14 protein-coding genes are annotated in these 14,528 nt (G+C 55.5%); 8 read left to right on the top strand and 6 right to left on the bottom strand.

Annotated features, from left to right (window positions below; translation table 11 throughout):
* Window positions 1-6: 6 nt before the first annotated feature.
* The 4 genes from EDC90_RS12370 to EDC90_RS12355 all read left to right on the top strand — a co-directional run bounded on the left by EDC90_RS12370 (window position 7) and on the right by EDC90_RS12355 (window position 4,048).
* A complete protein-coding gene (locus tag EDC90_RS12370) occupies window positions 7-792 on the top strand; it encodes an SDR family oxidoreductase (protein ID WP_132312032.1) in 786 nt (261 codons plus the stop codon).
* Between the two features lie 10 nt (window positions 793-802).
* Complete coding sequence (locus tag EDC90_RS12365; protein ID WP_132312030.1) at window positions 803-1,795, top strand: NADPH:quinone reductase; 993 nt, start codon at window positions 803-805, stop codon at window positions 1,793-1,795.
* 246 nt (window positions 1,796-2,041) lie between these two features.
* Entirely contained in the window at window positions 2,042-2,710 is a 669-nt protein-coding gene (locus tag EDC90_RS12360; protein ID WP_132312028.1) for a potassium channel family protein, read from the top strand.
* 3 nt (window positions 2,711-2,713) lie between these two features.
* On the top strand, window positions 2,714-4,048 hold the full coding sequence (locus tag EDC90_RS12355) for a TrkH family potassium uptake protein (RefSeq protein WP_132312026.1): 1,335 nt from the start codon (window positions 2,714-2,716) through the stop codon (window positions 4,046-4,048).
* Window positions 4,049-4,202: 154 nt separating this feature from the next.
* Here the strand turns inward: EDC90_RS12355 and EDC90_RS21550 are convergent, their stop codons facing one another.
* The 6 genes from EDC90_RS21550 to EDC90_RS12325 all read right to left on the bottom strand — a co-directional run bounded on the left by EDC90_RS21550 (window position 4,203) and on the right by EDC90_RS12325 (window position 12,829).
* Window positions 4,203-4,997, bottom strand: a complete 795-nt coding sequence (locus EDC90_RS21550) for a DUF2339 domain-containing protein (protein ID WP_165972830.1) — start codon at window positions 4,995-4,997, stop codon at window positions 4,203-4,205.
* A gap of 9 nt (window positions 4,998-5,006) precedes the next feature.
* Window positions 5,007-6,947, bottom strand: coding sequence for a DUF2339 domain-containing protein (locus EDC90_RS21220; RefSeq protein WP_165972829.1), 1,941 nt, complete (start codon window positions 6,945-6,947; stop codon window positions 5,007-5,009).
* Window positions 6,948-7,203: 256 nt separating this feature from the next.
* Complete coding sequence (locus EDC90_RS12340; protein ID WP_132312020.1) at window positions 7,204-8,985, bottom strand: SLC13 family permease; 1,782 nt, start codon at window positions 8,983-8,985, stop codon at window positions 7,204-7,206.
* 263 nt (window positions 8,986-9,248) lie between these two features.
* Window positions 9,249-11,054 (bottom strand): DEAD/DEAH box helicase, encoded by a 1,806-nt coding sequence (locus EDC90_RS12335; RefSeq protein ID WP_132312018.1) that lies wholly within the window; start codon window positions 11,052-11,054, stop codon window positions 9,249-9,251.
* A gap of 504 nt (window positions 11,055-11,558) precedes the next feature.
* The gene (locus EDC90_RS12330) at window positions 11,559-12,080 is read right to left on the bottom strand and encodes a hypothetical protein (RefSeq protein ID WP_132312015.1); all 522 of its coding nucleotides are present in this window, start codon (window positions 12,078-12,080) and stop codon (window positions 11,559-11,561) included.
* Window positions 12,081-12,136: 56 nt separating this feature from the next.
* The gene (locus EDC90_RS12325) at window positions 12,137-12,829 is read right to left on the bottom strand and encodes an XRE family transcriptional regulator (protein WP_132312013.1); all 693 of its coding nucleotides are present in this window, start codon (window positions 12,827-12,829) and stop codon (window positions 12,137-12,139) included.
* Between the two features lie 153 nt (window positions 12,830-12,982).
* Between EDC90_RS12325 and EDC90_RS12320 the strand changes: the two genes are divergently transcribed.
* The 4 genes from EDC90_RS12320 (at window position 12,983) to EDC90_RS12305 (ending at window position 14,526) form a co-directional block, all read left to right on the top strand.
* On the top strand, window positions 12,983-13,282 hold the full coding sequence (locus EDC90_RS12320) for a helix-turn-helix domain-containing protein (RefSeq protein ID WP_132312011.1): 300 nt from the start codon (window positions 12,983-12,985) through the stop codon (window positions 13,280-13,282).
* Window positions 13,279-13,635, top strand: a complete 357-nt coding sequence (locus EDC90_RS12315) for a hypothetical protein (protein ID WP_132312009.1) — start codon at window positions 13,279-13,281, stop codon at window positions 13,633-13,635. Before EDC90_RS12320 ends, EDC90_RS12315 begins: the two co-directional genes overlap by 4 nt.
* A 133-nt stretch (window positions 13,636-13,768) precedes the next feature.
* Window positions 13,769-14,311: a hypothetical protein gene (locus tag EDC90_RS12310; protein WP_132312007.1), complete on the top strand. Its 543-nt coding sequence runs from the start codon at window positions 13,769-13,771 to the stop codon at window positions 14,309-14,311.
* Window positions 14,308-14,526, top strand: a complete 219-nt coding sequence (locus tag EDC90_RS12305) for a hypothetical protein (protein WP_132311851.1) — start codon at window positions 14,308-14,310, stop codon at window positions 14,524-14,526. Before EDC90_RS12310 ends, EDC90_RS12305 begins: the two co-directional genes overlap by 4 nt.
* Window positions 14,527-14,528: the final 2 nt, after the last annotated feature.

Here is a 14,528-nt window from a genome sequence, read left to right as displayed (position 1 = left end):
TCTGCTATGACCAACAACGAAAAACCAGCGGCCCTTGTCACCGGGGCAGCCGCCGGTATTGGCAAAGCCATTGCGCTAAAACTTGAAGAAGACGGCTTTCAGGTCTTCATCTGTGACCGTGACCCCGGTGCTGTCGCCGCGTTTGCGAAAGATCACCCGGATATCGGGGCGCTGGTGTGCAATGTTGCGGATGAAAAGGACGTTGGCGCCTGTATTGCCAATGTTCTTAATGCAACAGGTGGAACGCTCAGTGCTCTCGTGAACAATGCCGGGATTTCCGGCATGAATGCGGCGGTTGAAAACGTCGATAGCGATGACTTTCGCCGCACCATGGATGTGAATGTCAACGGCGCGTTCTACTTTCTCAAACAGGCTGTTCCGGCCCTGAAACGAAACGGGGCTGGCGCGATTATCAACATCGCCTCAACGGCGGCACTTTTCGGATACCCCAACCGCACCTCCTATGCCGCCTCGAAATGGGCAATCATAGGCCTTACGAAAACACTGGCCATGGAACTTGGTCCCTTCGGCATCCGTGCCAACGCGATCTGCCCGGGTTCGGTCGAAGGTCCGCGCATAGACGGTGTGATCGAACGCGATGCGAAAAACCGTGGCATGGCGATCAAAGACGTCAGACAGATTTACGAAGCTCAGGTTTCCATGCGAAAATTTGTCAGCGGCGATGATATCGCCCGGATGTGCGCCTTTCTGTTATCAGACGCAGCCAATATGGTGTCGGGTCAGGTGATTGCTGTCGATGGCCACACCGAAAGCCTTTCGGTCCCGTTTTAGGAGAATATGCATGAAAGCGATCCGTTTCGAAAAGTTTGGACCGGCAGATGACGTCCTGATCTTTGGCGACATCGAAAAGCCCGTCGCCGGTCCCGGTGAAGTGCTGGTCAGGTTGAAGACCAGCGCTGTTAATCCGTCTGACACTAAGAAGCGGATGGCATCTTTCCCGGATCTGCTCGACAATGGATATGTGATCCCCCACAGCGATGGTGCAGGCATTATTGAAGCCGTCGGCGGTGGCGTACCTGAAGCCCGGATTGGCGAACGGGTTTTCACATTCAATGCGCAATATGGTCGCCGGTTCGGCACGGCGGCTGAATATGTCGCACTGCCCTCTGCCCATGCGCCGTGCCTGCCGGAAGCGGCAGACTTTGAGGTCGGAGCCTGCCTCGGCATTCCGGCTATGACGGCACACCGCTGCGTCTTTGCCGATGGTGCAGTTGATGGTCAGACCGTTCTGGTGACTGGTGGTGCAGGCCGGGTCGGCTTTTATGCAATCCAGTGGGCAGCACTTTCCGGCGCCCGCGTGATTGCAACCGCCAGCAATGACGCAGATGCCGATGCCTGCCGCAATGCTGGCGCTTCCATCATCATCAATCACCGAGACGAGAACTGGCCGGAAAGTCTCTTGGCAGCCACCGGCGGAGAAAAGGTCAATCGCGTCATCGATGTCGAGTTCGGTGCCAATCTCGAAAACACACTGAAGGTGATCGAGACCAATGGCGTGATCGCCACCTATTCCTCGACTGTGGTGAAAGAGCCGCAACTGCCATTCTTAAAGATGATGTATCTCGATATCACGGTCAGGATGATCATAGTTTACGCAATGCCTGAAGCTGCGAAAGCGCAGGCCGTCTCCGATATCCAGGATGCACTCGAAATGGGCCGCCTGCAGCACCGCATCGCCCGGCTGATGCCGCTTGAAGACTGCGCGGCGGCACACCGCGAAATCGAGGGCGGCAAGGTGCGTGGATCTGTTATTCTAACCATCGACAAAGTCTGAAACATAGTCGCGAATGGCGAACAGCACAGTCGGGCGGCCAACGCCGCGAGGAAGGTTCTATTACGAAAAGGCTTTTCAGGCACCAGGGCACATCAAGGTAACGATCTGAAAGTCAGCTCCATCATGGTTGATCGGCGAGGCGCCCTACTCTAAATGCCTGTAGATGACAGACCATGGCCGTTCTTTAGAGTTTCAGTGAAGATAGCGTCCCTTATGTTACCTGAAAAAGCCGGAAAGGCGGAACCTATGAAGACACGCAGCTTTGCCGTCATCGGCCTTGGTACATTTGGCACCACGATAGCCAGTGAACTGGCCCATTTTGGTAATCCGGTTTTGGGGATCGATATTGACGGGCAAAACGTAACACGCCTTGCCGAGACATTGACGGAAGCCGTTATCGCAGATGGCAGAGACGAAGACGCTCTCAAAGAGGCCGGTGTCGGCGATTATGATGTCGCCGTCGTTGCCATCGGTGAGGATCTCGAAGCGAACGTTCTTTGCACAATGAACGTCAAGATGCTTGGCGTTGAGACGATCTGGGTGAAAGCACTCAGCCGGACGCACCACCGGATCCTGACAAAGCTGGGGGCCGACCGCGTATTGCTGCCTGAACAGGAAATCGGGCAGCACATTGCGCAAATGCTGCACAACCCGCTCGTGCGGGACTATGTCAGCCTTGGAAACGGCTATCATGTCGTGGATTTTAAAGTGCCTGCCGAGCTCGATGGCAAGATGGTCGGCAAGGCTGCCATTTTCGAACGCTATAATGTCAGGGCACTGGGCGCGATGCGTGACAGCCAGTATCTATCCTGTGACGATGGCGACCTCACACTGAAAGAAGATGACAAACTGCTTCTGCTCGGCAGACGCACGGACCTGCGACAATTTGCGGATGATTTGCGGGACGGAAACTAAAGCATGATCCGCGTTCATTCGAAACGTAACGCCCCCAGACTGGCACCGCCGCTTGTCCTGATCCTGATCTATGCCGGACTCATTATACTTGGCACGATAGCGCTGAAACTCCCGCCTGCAACCACGAGCCCGGTCACCTGGTCTGACGCGGCTTTCACGGCAACTTCAGCCGTGACAGTGACAGGTCTTGTCGTCGTAGACACCGGCAGCATTTATAGCGGTTTTGGCCAGGCCATCGTGATGATTCTGATACAGCTCGGCGGTCTCGGCCTCATGACATTCGCGGTTTTGATACTCTCGATGTTCGGGCTGCCGGTTGGCTTTACGCACCGTCTCTATCTGAAGGAAGATCTCAATCAGACTTCGGCGACGGATCTCCTTGCGCTCTCAAGGATGATCCTGAAGGTTGTGCTCGTCTGTGAGATGGTTGGCGCGGCCATTCTGGCCCTTGTCTTCGTTCCGGAGGCCGGGTGGCGTGACGGTTTGTGGCAAGCCGTTTTTCACTCCGTCTCCGCATTCAACAATGCCGGTTTTGCACTCTTCCCGGATAGTTTGAGCCAATGGGCCGGCAACCCGATCATCAATCTGACAATCCCAGCGCTTTTCATCATGGGCGGCCTTGGTTTCACAGTCGCTTCAGACATCTGGCGCATTCGAAGCTGGCGGCATTTCTCGCTGCACACAAAGCTGATGCTGATCGGCACAGCGGCACTGCTCCTGAGCTCGACGGCCGCCTTTGCCATGATGGAGTGGACCAACCCGGGAACCCTTGGCTCGCTTGCATGGCCTGATCGTCTGTGGGCGAGTTGGTTTCAGGCGGCAACCACACGCACCGCCGGCTTCAATACTGTCGAAATCGGAAATCTTTCCGACAACACCTCGCTTATGTTCATGATCCTGATGTTCATCGGCGCAGGCAGCACCTCAACCGGCGGTGGGATCAAGGTCACGACATTTATCGTCCTGATGCTCGCAACTCTGGCATTTTTCAAGCGACGAGCCAGTATCCATGTCTTTGGACGTGAGCTGGAACTGGAACAGGTCATGAAAGTTCTGGCCCTCGCGACGACCAGTATTCTGCTCATCATTTCCTCGGTTTTCATTCTCCTCCTGTTTCATGAAGGTGACTTTCTTTCAATTGCGTTCGAAACAGTCTCAGCCTTCGCGACAGTGGGCATGTCTCAAGGAACCACCGGCGACCTCGATACTGCCGGTAGAGCTGTCATCATGGTGGTGATGTTTATCGGTCGCGTTGGGCCAATAACGCTGGGGTTCCTTCTTGCCACCCGCAAGCCGAGCCGCATCGGTTACCCTTCAGGCACCGTCTATCTCGGTTAGGCCGCGAACAAACAGAATCGAAAAGAACAAAAAAGTTCTCAGGCAGCAGTCTGTTGAATTCACGCAAAGCCGATTTGCAATACAATGACGATAGCGGCGAAGAGGCGCAGGCGATCAGAGTGGCGCGCGCTAAAAACTTTCAGCGCGCCATCCTTTAACCTTCACCGCCGCCATTGTCCGCAGGCCGGTCAGATATCCCGCTCCAGCGACGGCTCATGCTGCGGTCGAGCAGGCCGAGGCCCGCCAGAGCCAGCCCAAGACCAATGAAAGAGACAACACGCAGCAACCCTTCCAGACCTGAAATATCAAAGAGAAAGACCTTTGCGATCGTGAGGCCAGTCGCGGCCATGGCAAGCTTGCGCAAGACATGCGAGCGCAAATAGAGGCTGACCACCAGTAAACTGGCGCAGAGGACCACAAGCGCAATTGTGTAGCTGTAGAGCTCGGGCTGGGTGACACCACCAACCGAGAGATCAGGGCCACGCCAGAACCGGCGGATCTCGCAAACAACATAAAAACCAGCGAGCAGGCCCGAGATACCGGCGAAGCCGATCCGTAGCCATTTCGCGAGATGAGTAACCTTCCAGGCGCCGAAAGCCAGTACGGCCGAAAGCGGCAGATAGCTGAGGGCCAGGCTGTCGAACACCAACGGTCCCGTCACCGTGTTGTAGCGGAACAGCAACGGATTCGAAATCGTCAATGGAACGGCAATCAGAGCGGAAGCCACAAGACCGAAAACAACCGCCAAACTCCCGCGCAGGAACCGCAACCACTTGCCCGTGGTTTGCAAACGATTGAGCTGGGCGAGCATCGCGATGGACAGCACGGCAGCCAGCAAGCCCGGCTCATCCGGCACAAGTCGTTGCAGCAGCGCACAAACGAAGACAGAGGCGATCGTCCATGTCGTGGTTTCGATGGCAACCTGTACAGTTTGACGTGCACGCAGCACGGTCAGACGTCAACCAGCGTAAAGCAGGATCAGCGTGCCAAGGTAGGCTTCCAGAAAGGCAAGCCATGATGTGTTCTCGCGCATGGCCCAGAAGAAGCCGGGATTGGCCACCAGCCGGAAAGCGATAATCGCGAGAGCCAACTTTGTGAAGATGCCGATCAGGGCAAGATCAAAACGCCTGTCGAGCCAGATCGTCAGAACGACAATAACGCCAAGCGCCAGAGTAAGGGCCGTTTGCGTCAGCAGAACAAACAGCGCCAGCGCCAGCATCGAGAGCGCAGCTATGGAAAAAAGTGCCGCATGCAGCTGGCGTCCGGATCGCCTATCATCCCGCAACACCCGGTCAGTCAGAAACGCCATGACCGCCGAGATAGCAAGAATATAAAGACTCCAGACACGATCCCCGAAAACGTCTGCCGGAGACCAGAGAAACTGCAAAATGAATGCCATTGTCGGCGCAAATACCGCAGCCCCCAGGGCAAAACCGAGCTGTGCGCGCGCATTGTCGGCAACCCGGTACATTCGCCAGAAAGCCATGAGAGAGGCCACCACTGACAGGATCAGAACATATGTAACAAAGGTCGACGCTGCAGTGTGAGAAACCGGTTCGGCCTGCGACAGCGACATGCCGGTGAAAGGGCTGAAAAGCGGTCCAGGCTCAAAGGCCTGCACGACAGGCACAGCCAGAAATGCGGCGGCTGGTACAATCGGTATATCCGCCAGCGCTTCTGCCCGGTGCATCCATATCAGCGTCGCGCCAAGAATCAGGGCAATCGATACAACAGCGATGTTCGCTTCAGTTACGGTCTGTGCATCAATAGAAAGGATTACAAAGGCCACGCTGACAAAAAGTGTCATTGCCGCAACGACGCGGGTCGGGAAATCAGCTCGTGGCCTGCTCCCCGAAAGGGTCGCCAGCACGGTCTGGCCTTTATGTGAGGGGACAAAATTCTGCACCGGAATAATGCTCGCAGCCAACCAGGACAAGGCAAGGTAGGCAGCGTAATGGATCAGGCCACCCGTCGCGGCGTAAAGCATAGTTGCTGCAAACGCCGTCACGATCAGGACCACGGCCGAAACCCATGCCCAGCGCTTAACGCTGTCGACGGCAAGGCCGATAATCGAAATGAGCGCAAAATAGTAAGAAAACAGCCAGCTGCTTTCCGATTCTCCACCCACGAGAAAGGGTGCGGCCGTGGCGCCGATAATGCCGACAGCGCTGAGCACAGAGCCGTAAAGCCAACCGAGCGCCACAGCCAGAATGCTGACAACAACCAGCCCGGCCAGTGTCGTTTCGGCTGAAACAAGGCCGTAAAGGAGACGGGCGGCCAGCACTGCTGAAAAAAGCGTAATGAGGCCAGCCCCGGCAAAGGCAGAAGGCAGATAGCGAGTCGCGTCGCTTTTTTCATCGCCATAGCGACGGCGGATCACTTCGCCTGCACAAACAAGCAGCGCGCCCAGCAGCAGCGCGCCAGCAACGCGCCAGAATGGAGTAAGAAGACCGTTCTCGACGCCATACTGAACCATGAAAACACCGCCCAGTGCCAACGAAAGTGCGGCGAGTGCTATCGTCCAGTTCTGACGGAGCCACTGACCGAGCTGCTGAAAGAGTGTTCCGGTGAAGACAAAAGCGCGTGGGGGACCGCTCGTCACGGATGATGTTTTTTCGGTTTCAGCCGGTCCGACATTTTCCGGCTTCGTATCATCGACCAGCGCGGTATCTTCACCCTGGCTCGTTTTCACTTCGGTGACAGACGTTTCGACAGGGCTCTCCACACCATCTGATGCGACAGCCCCTGCCCCATTCTTCCAGTGCTCCAGCAGTTCCAGCCGCTCGCGATTTTTCCGCTGGTCGTCTTCCAAGCTCTTGAGGCGTTTCTTCATCCCCGAATTTGACAATGCGAGCCACAGGAAAAGGGAAACGGCGAGAAGCTCAAAGAACGAAGTCAAACCAACACCTTCCTTTTCGTGAAACGAGACAGACCGTGTAGACGAGATAAAAGCCATCGTTAAGGGCTAACTTCGAAATACGCTCGCCATCGACGCTTTACCAATGGCAGAAGATGCACGCACCCAGCACAAGATACTACCTTGCAGACGATAGCCAAGCGATCACTTTCCAACCTCCCGGTTGTCTGGACGTGCCTCAAAGCCTGGAACGAACAGCTTCCGACTTTAAGCAGCGCCATCCAAATTGCCGTACCACTCACATCGGGAAGAAAAGGCTTATCGCGAAGACGGACGTCAGACCGACAATGATGTTCATCGGAACGCCCATTCTGAGGAAATCGCTGAACCGGTAGTTGCCAGCACCATAAACGAGCGTGTTGGTCTGATAACCGATTGGGGTCGCAAAGCTTGCACCGGCCGAAAACATAACAGCAACGACAAACGGCCGGGGATCAAGACCGAGTTGCGTGGCGAGCGAGATAACGACGGGCGTGTATACGACAGCGACGGCATTGTTGGTGACGATCTCCGTCAGAACAGACCCCGCAAGATAGACTGCCAGCAGCATCAGCACCGGTGAAAGCGTCTCCAGCCATGGCTTCAGCATATCCACGACGAGCTCCACGGCTCCGCTGTTCTCCAGACCGGCGCCGATGATCAGCATTGCAAAGATCAGAACGAGGATAGACCCATCAATGCTCTTCCATGCTTCGTCGCTGTCGATGCAGCGAAGCGCAAGGATGACCGAAATGCCCAAAAGCGCGAGGATTCCGATTGGCAATACATTGAAAGCGGCAAGGGTGACAATACCAACCAAGGTCAAAACCGCAATCGGGGCCTGGCGTCGACGAAAAGCGCGTCCGCCGGGTTCCGTAACGGAAACAACATCGCCAACTCGCGAGAGGTCACTGAAACCCTCAGACGTGCCTTCCAGAAGTAGCTTATCAGCAGGACGCAGTTGTACATTAGGCAGATCAGGCCCCGCCACACGACTGGCGCGGTAAGCCCCAAGAACACGCATGCCCGTGCGTCTGCCAAGTGCCAGATTCGCAATCCTCGTGCCGGAGCTTCTGCGCGATGGGGAAACAATAACCTCGGCCACCCTCACTTCTGCATCCGGTTCCAGAAAAACAGAGCGACGCAAACCAACCTGCAGGCCGGCCTGTTCTTCGAAAGTCAGAAGTTCGGATGTCGGCGCGATAAGGATCACCGAATCCCCCTGCTTCAAAACATGTTCAGGCAGGTTGCTTCGTTCGATCTTACTACCGCGCCTGACACCTGTTACACGAATACCGGAACGCTGGAAGTCGCTGATTTCGGAGAGCGGCTTGCCGATACCAGCATAGTCGGAAAGAACGGTGACCTCGGAGAGAAACGGCGTCTCCTCATCGCCAATATTCTCGTCGCTGTCCCGGTGCGGCAGCAGAAACCTGCCCAGCACGAAAACGGAAATACCGCCCACGACCGCTGAAATAATCCCGACAGGCGCGATCTCGAATATGGAGAACGGCTCCAGACCGTTTTGTTGCGAAACGCCTGCCACCAGAAGGTTCGTGGAAGTGCCGATCAACGTGCAGGTCCCTCCGAGAATGGCTGTATATGAAAGCGGTATCAGCAATCGCGTGGGCGCCATGCTCAGGCTTGCAGCAAGACGCATAACCACCGGGATAAGGACCAGTACGACCGGTGTGCTGTTCATGAAGGCAGATGCAAATGCTGCAATGATGATGAAAAACACAATCGCAAAGACAGGATGGGATTTAGCGCGAACCACTACGAAATCTGCGAGCGCATCAAGGACGCCTGTCCGCAACAAGGCGCCCGAAACCACAAACATGGCACCAATCGTGATCGGCGCGGAGCTGGAAAAGACTCCCATCACATCATCCGCAGGGACCAGCCCGAGGACAATAAAAACGGCAGCGCCTATGACGGCAGTGACATCCGGAGGGTATTTTTCAAGGACGAAGGCGACAAGCAGAAACGCCAGAAGCACCAGCGCCACGATGGCAGGGGAAAGGCCAATGAACTCGATCATACTTTTCCATTCTACTGTCCAGCAATGCAGCGCGCGCTTATGGCCATATCATGACCGCCTTTCTGACAAAATGCGGATCACTTGCAGACGAGACCCTACGTTGAAACAAACCGGACCGGTCTCATTTTAACAACGAGCCCGCTACTCTCCGGCCCTTACAGACAACGCCTGTATTCGCCTGCAGGTTCCGAAGCTCACCACTGATTGAGCAAGGGATTTTGCGCCGGGCACAAACGCCAGCCTACCATCGAAAAACATACCGATCACGCGTTGCGCTTCGGTTTACGGCTCCCCTTGTGTTTGGATGTTTTACTCCGCTCAGCCGAAGGAGCCTTGTGCTTTTGGGAAGGCTTGCCATCCTGCCTGAATTTCGGTTTCGCTTGCCTGGATTTTCCGCGCACCTCACCAGCCGGTGCAATGCGGATGCCTTTCTCGAGGCTACCGGGCTGACTGATCTGCTCCGCATAGCCAGCTGCCTTATCCTCAGCGATCTCGAAACGAGTCTCGGTATCTTCGATCCTGATCACGCCGACATCGCGTTTTGTCACGCCGCCAGCGTTGCAGATCATTGGCAGCAGAAACTTCGGATCGGCGCGCTGCTTGCGCCCGAGCGAGATGGTGAACCATACGCCGTTCTGCATGTCAGGGCCTCGCGGCTCGCGAACCGGCGCGCGTTTATCTGCGCCCCGTCGGGCGCGCGTGGATTTCTTATCCTCGAATGCTTCTGCAGGAAGCGGCAACAGCTCTTCGGGAACGGGATGGGCAGCCAATTGCTGCCGAAGGAACGCTACGGCGATACGTTCAGGCTCTACCCGGTTTAGCAATTCCGCCACGAATTCAGCCTCCGCTCCGTCGGGCTCAGCAGCAGACGCGGCGGCATCGATGATGCGCCGGCGGTTACGCGCCTCGATATCGGCAATGCCGGGCGCCGCACGCACGGTCGCCGTCAGCTTCGCCAATGTCAGTACGCGCTGGGCAGCACCTCGCCTGTTTTGCGGAACGATGAGGACGCAGACACCCTTCCGACCGGCGCGGCCGGTCCGGCCGGAGCGATGCAGCAGGGTTTCAGGATTGCTAGGCACGTCAGCGTGAACCACGAGGTCGAGGTTTGGAAGGTCAATACCGCGCGCAGCGACATCAGTCGCCACGCAGACACGTGAGCGCCCGTCGCGCATGGATTGCAGCGCATTCGAGCGCTCCGACTGTGCCATCTCGCCCGAAAGCGAAACCACCGCGAAACCGCGGTTTGCGAGACGCGCCGTCAAATGGCGAACCGCTTCACGCGTGTGGCAGAACACCAGAGCGCTTGCGCTGTCGGAATCGAGCAGCGTGTTGATGATGGCGTGTTCGCGCTCGTCGCGCCGCACGAGCATCATCTGGTATTCGATATCGGCATGCTGCTCGGTGGAACCGGTCGTCTCGATGCGCACCGCGTTGGTCTGCACGGTTCTGGCGAGCTCCGCGATACCGCGCCGCACGGTCGCTGAAAACAGCAATGTGCGGCGCTCCTGCGGAGCTGCACCGAGGATAAATTCCAGGTCGTCGCGAAACCCGAGATCCAGCATCTCGTCGGCTTCGTCGAGCACCACGGCGCGGATGGCGCTGAGATCCAGCGCTCGCCGCATGATATGATCACGCAGGCGCCCGGGTGTACCAACGACGATATGGGCACCACGCTCAAGCGCACGGCGTTCGTTGCGCATATCCATACCGCCCACGCAGGTCGCGATCTGGACCTTGGCAGCCGCATAGAGCCAGTCGAGTTCCCTTTGGACCTGAATGGCAAGTTCGCGCGTCGGCGCGATCACCAGAGCCAGCGGTGCGGCGGCGGCGGCGAAACATTCGCCACTTCCAAGCAGCGTCGGCGCGATCGCGATGCCAAAGGCGACAGTCTTTCCCGAACCCGTCTGCGCCGAGACCAGAAGATCGGAGTCACCGTGATCTTCATTCGTCATCGCCATTTGAACCGGCGTGAGTGCGCTGTAGCCTTTCGCCGCGAGGGCAGAGGCAAGCGCGGGATGTATGGCATCCATCGGGGATTTGGCGTTCGTATCGGTATTCGGGGTCATGGTCACCACCTTTTCTGGTCGCCGAATATGTAGGGGGGTAATACCTTTGACACACGGGGAGAGTGACGGGTTGATGTGGATAAAGCGCTGAAATTAAAGGCGAATACACGCTAACGGGGAGGATTTCACCGGAAAGCAAAATGCAAAAGCTGTAGCGAAAATGGCGGAAACCAGATCATTCTCGATCAAAACGCTATCAGAAAACGCCGGAAGCCGCTCAATTTACGCATAAAGCCCTCAAACCGGCTAGGGTCGCTGAAAATCAGGCTTTCCGAAGCTTTTCCTATCCGCCCCACGCATCGCCGCCAAAAGACTAGGCCGGATTTTGCGCCAAAGGTAGTTTCAATCGCAGGCGTCAAGGTCGGCAATCTGTGCCGACCTTCAACGAAAACTGCCGACCATTAATAGAGCATTGTTTTAGATATATTTTTCGTTATTCCGAGCGCGACTTATCGAAATGGATGGTCGGCAGTCGAAGTATGCTCCGAACTGAAACCCCAAACCTCAAAACGGCGCTCCCGGACAATAGGTCTGCCTCAAAAAATCGACGGCTTTTCCCAACCGGTCCGCGAAGATTATGTTGTCGACCTTGATCGTTCCGTTTTTTCCACAATTGCCGTCCTCTCGCACGATTGGGCATTCTCCAGAGAATGCAATCCGTCCATCACCCCGGCTGGTAAAAACCAACGTGGCGAAATGGTTGAAGTCGTAATTGCGTCTTTCTTTCTGTCCGGCCTTATCGCGGCTGTTGACGCTGAAAACGCATGGATCAGTCTGCTTCACAGAGATGCTTCTGTACTCTCCCATGTCGTCGGGAAAAGAATACTCAGCTGGGGCCGAGCTCGTCTGGGATACAATGCCACTTCTATATGTCCCAAGCGAGGTGGAGCCGACATCTACATAGCTTCCATTCTCGATACCATAAAGGATGAACGCCACGGTTTCTTCAGCCGTCGGCAATTCGTCGGCAAAGCAGGTCGTCGGGGCCAACAAAGCGGCTGCTACCAGTACCTTTACCACCTTCATGATCTTCCTTTCAGATAGTCTCTATATCGGGAATGGTCGTACGAAATAGTCAATACTCAAATCGGCGACATAGCGCAGACAACACGGCCGACTACTTTTATGCGCTCAACATCAACCGGATCAATTCTTCGTGGTGGAAATGCCGGTCCATCTGCATCCGACAGAAGAGTGATGCCGCCGTCTAGATCGAGTTGAATGCGTTTTACGACCAAGTCCCCTGCCAAAGATAAAACATAGACACGGCCCTCTCGCATATATTGCTCGTTGCGATTCACGAATATGACAGCACCATCCGTAATTGAAGGTGACATTGAATCACCGTCAACCATCATAATTAACGTTTGGAGTGGTGAAAGCCCAAGTTCGTTTAGTATCCGGCGGCTCATACCAATCATTTCAGCACTACGCTCGTCGATTACCGTCAACCCTGGCCCGGCTGACACACGCAAATCTTGAAACTGAACATCTACAATTTCTTCAGATAGCTTCGCATTTAACGAGTGGTTGGTGCTGGCAAAAGGTTCGCCTTCACCGGTCAGCAGCCAATTCGCATCCACACCTAGCTCTCGCCGATAGGCCTGTAAAACGAGAGAATCAGGAATACGATCCCCTCTTTCATAATTTCCAAGCGACCCCTTACTTATTCCCAAACGTTGACAAAAAACCTCACGATCCGGGTCGCCGAAATGCGCACGAATATCTCTAAGTCTTTGACCAAGATCTGTTTTTATCTTCTCGTCGCGCGCCAATTTTTCCCACCGATAATCAACGATTGAGATTTACAAAATCCCATTCGTGGATTATACCTATTCACAGCACCCCATAGCAGCGGGGTGCAGTTGTTCCAAACCAACCTAAAGAAAGCGGGCGTTGCACCGCCCGCTTTCAGGCAGGAGTTCCGTATGAGTAAGCCGACCAACTGGACCTGGAAACGTATCCTCTGGCAAATCCATGAGCGCGGGATGACGCTCGAACAGCTCGCCCTTCGCAATGGCCGCAATCCGAATTCATTCCGCAAAGTCTCACGCCAGAAAAACAGCATCGATCAGCAGATCATTGCCGATTTCATCGGCGCGGATGCCAAAGAGCTGTGGCCCGACCGGTACCCCCAAACGAAGTCCCGCATCTACGATAGCCGAAAATGGGGACCGTTAGAAAGTCAAAAATCAGATGATGTTTCTGACAGCAGGAGGGCCGCATGACCGCCTTTATGTCAGAACGCGTGTCCTTTTCTGACACACCTGCGCCACTGATGACGCTTGATCAGGCGAAGGCAATCATCCTCGGATCACACGTCGACACCAATCCGGAAGCATTTGAGCCAAGCGCTCTTCAACGCCGTGCGGTGCATACGATCCTGAATGCAGGGGCGGAATACGGCCCCGGTGTGTTTGGTTTCGGTCCTGATGCTGTCGTTCCAAGTTTCGATATTGAGGAAAGTTTCGCGAAGTTGAATGCCGATCAGGCCGTCATTGTAGCGCTTATCAATCAGTTTGAATTTGAACTGATGCGCTCCATCGCTTTGCGTTTTCGCAGCGTGAGGGCGGCAGCATGAGCGAATGCGCTGTAACCATCGGCGACCTTGCACGTGAGCTGCTCGCTTTTGTCGCCATCACCGCTTTTGTCATTGCAGTTTGCAAGTGGGCAAGCGCTGCATCCACGATCATCGAGTTTTGGAGGTCAGTATCATGACCAAGACGTCCCTCGCTTATTTCGAGAAACTGCCAAAATGGTGCATTCCGGGCCTGCAATCGGCTTATGATAATATCGCCGGTGGTCATTTCTCTGACGCTGCCGTCTTCCGCAGCCTTTCCAAAGAATTTGAAGGCATTGGCGAAAAGCCGCCAACGCGTGAAGTGTTTTACGCGTGGGTGAAGGCTATTGCAGCCGGTGACGTTAAACGACCAGGTGGTGCAGATGAAGCCGCCGCAGCCGTCAGGTCCGGAAAGAACAATAAGCCCCGGCAGGCCGAGAAAGAACGGGGCGAAGCTCCGCCTCCTATTCCCACACCATCAGCCGACCCGTTTGTCACTGAAGAAGGACGCCTGCCTCCGCTGACGCCTTTGTATTCCAGTGTCGAAACCGATGTGGCTGCCTCTCTCAAAAATGTGCGTGAACAGCTGATCCGGGATACCGCAAACGCGCTTAGCCGGGATATCCAGAAAACCGCGGAGCAGATTGTCGACACGCAATTGCGGGCGCTTATGGCTCCGGAAGGCGGTGCAGCATGACATGCAATTGCCTGGAAGACATCGAAGCCAAGCTTGCAGAGCGCAATACCGAAATTCAGACAGACATCATCTTCCATTATGTCGATGGCGTCCGCCCACATATTCAAACCCGTCAGATTGAGACCGGGCGTGGCAAGGCCAAGGCAGTTTCCATGCTTGCGAGCTACTGTCCATTTTGCGGCACCAAATACATCGACAAAAAACCTGAGAGTTGAAA

This window comes from Martelella mediterranea (assembly GCF_004342225.1).
Taxonomy (GTDB): domain Bacteria; phylum Pseudomonadota; class Alphaproteobacteria; order Rhizobiales; family Rhizobiaceae; genus Martelella; species Martelella mediterranea_B.
This window is presented reverse-complemented; position numbering and strand designations above follow the sequence as displayed.

What these genes read in the sequence shown, in the direction of transcription:
- EDC90_RS12370 (WP_132312032.1), top strand. Translation starts at nt 7, where the DNA reads ATGACCAACAACGAAAAACCAGCGGCCCTTGTCACCGGGGCAGCCGCC.
- EDC90_RS12365 (WP_132312030.1), top strand. Translation starts at nt 803, where the DNA reads ATGAAAGCGATCCGTTTCGAAAAGTTTGGACCGGCAGATGACGTCCTG.
- EDC90_RS12360 (WP_132312028.1), top strand. Translation starts at nt 2,042, where the DNA reads ATGAAGACACGCAGCTTTGCCGTCATCGGCCTTGGTACATTTGGCACC.
- EDC90_RS12355 (WP_132312026.1), top strand. Translation starts at nt 2,714, where the DNA reads ATGATCCGCGTTCATTCGAAACGTAACGCCCCCAGACTGGCACCGCCG.
- EDC90_RS12340 (WP_132312020.1), bottom strand. Translation starts at nt 8,985, where the DNA reads ATGATCGAGTTCATTGGCCTTTCCCCTGCCATCGTGGCGCTGGTGCTT.
- EDC90_RS12335 (WP_132312018.1), bottom strand. Translation starts at nt 11,054, where the DNA reads ATGACCCCGAATACCGATACGAACGCCAAATCCCCGATGGATGCCATA.
- EDC90_RS12330 (WP_132312015.1), bottom strand. Translation starts at nt 12,080, where the DNA reads ATGAAGGTGGTAAAGGTACTGGTAGCAGCCGCTTTGTTGGCCCCGACG.
- EDC90_RS12320 (WP_132312011.1), top strand. Translation starts at nt 12,983, where the DNA reads ATGAGTAAGCCGACCAACTGGACCTGGAAACGTATCCTCTGGCAAATC.
- EDC90_RS12315 (WP_132312009.1), top strand. Translation starts at nt 13,279, where the DNA reads ATGACCGCCTTTATGTCAGAACGCGTGTCCTTTTCTGACACACCTGCG.
- EDC90_RS12310 (WP_132312007.1), top strand. Translation starts at nt 13,769, where the DNA reads ATGACCAAGACGTCCCTCGCTTATTTCGAGAAACTGCCAAAATGGTGC.
- EDC90_RS12305 (WP_132311851.1), top strand. Translation starts at nt 14,308, where the DNA reads ATGACATGCAATTGCCTGGAAGACATCGAAGCCAAGCTTGCAGAGCGC.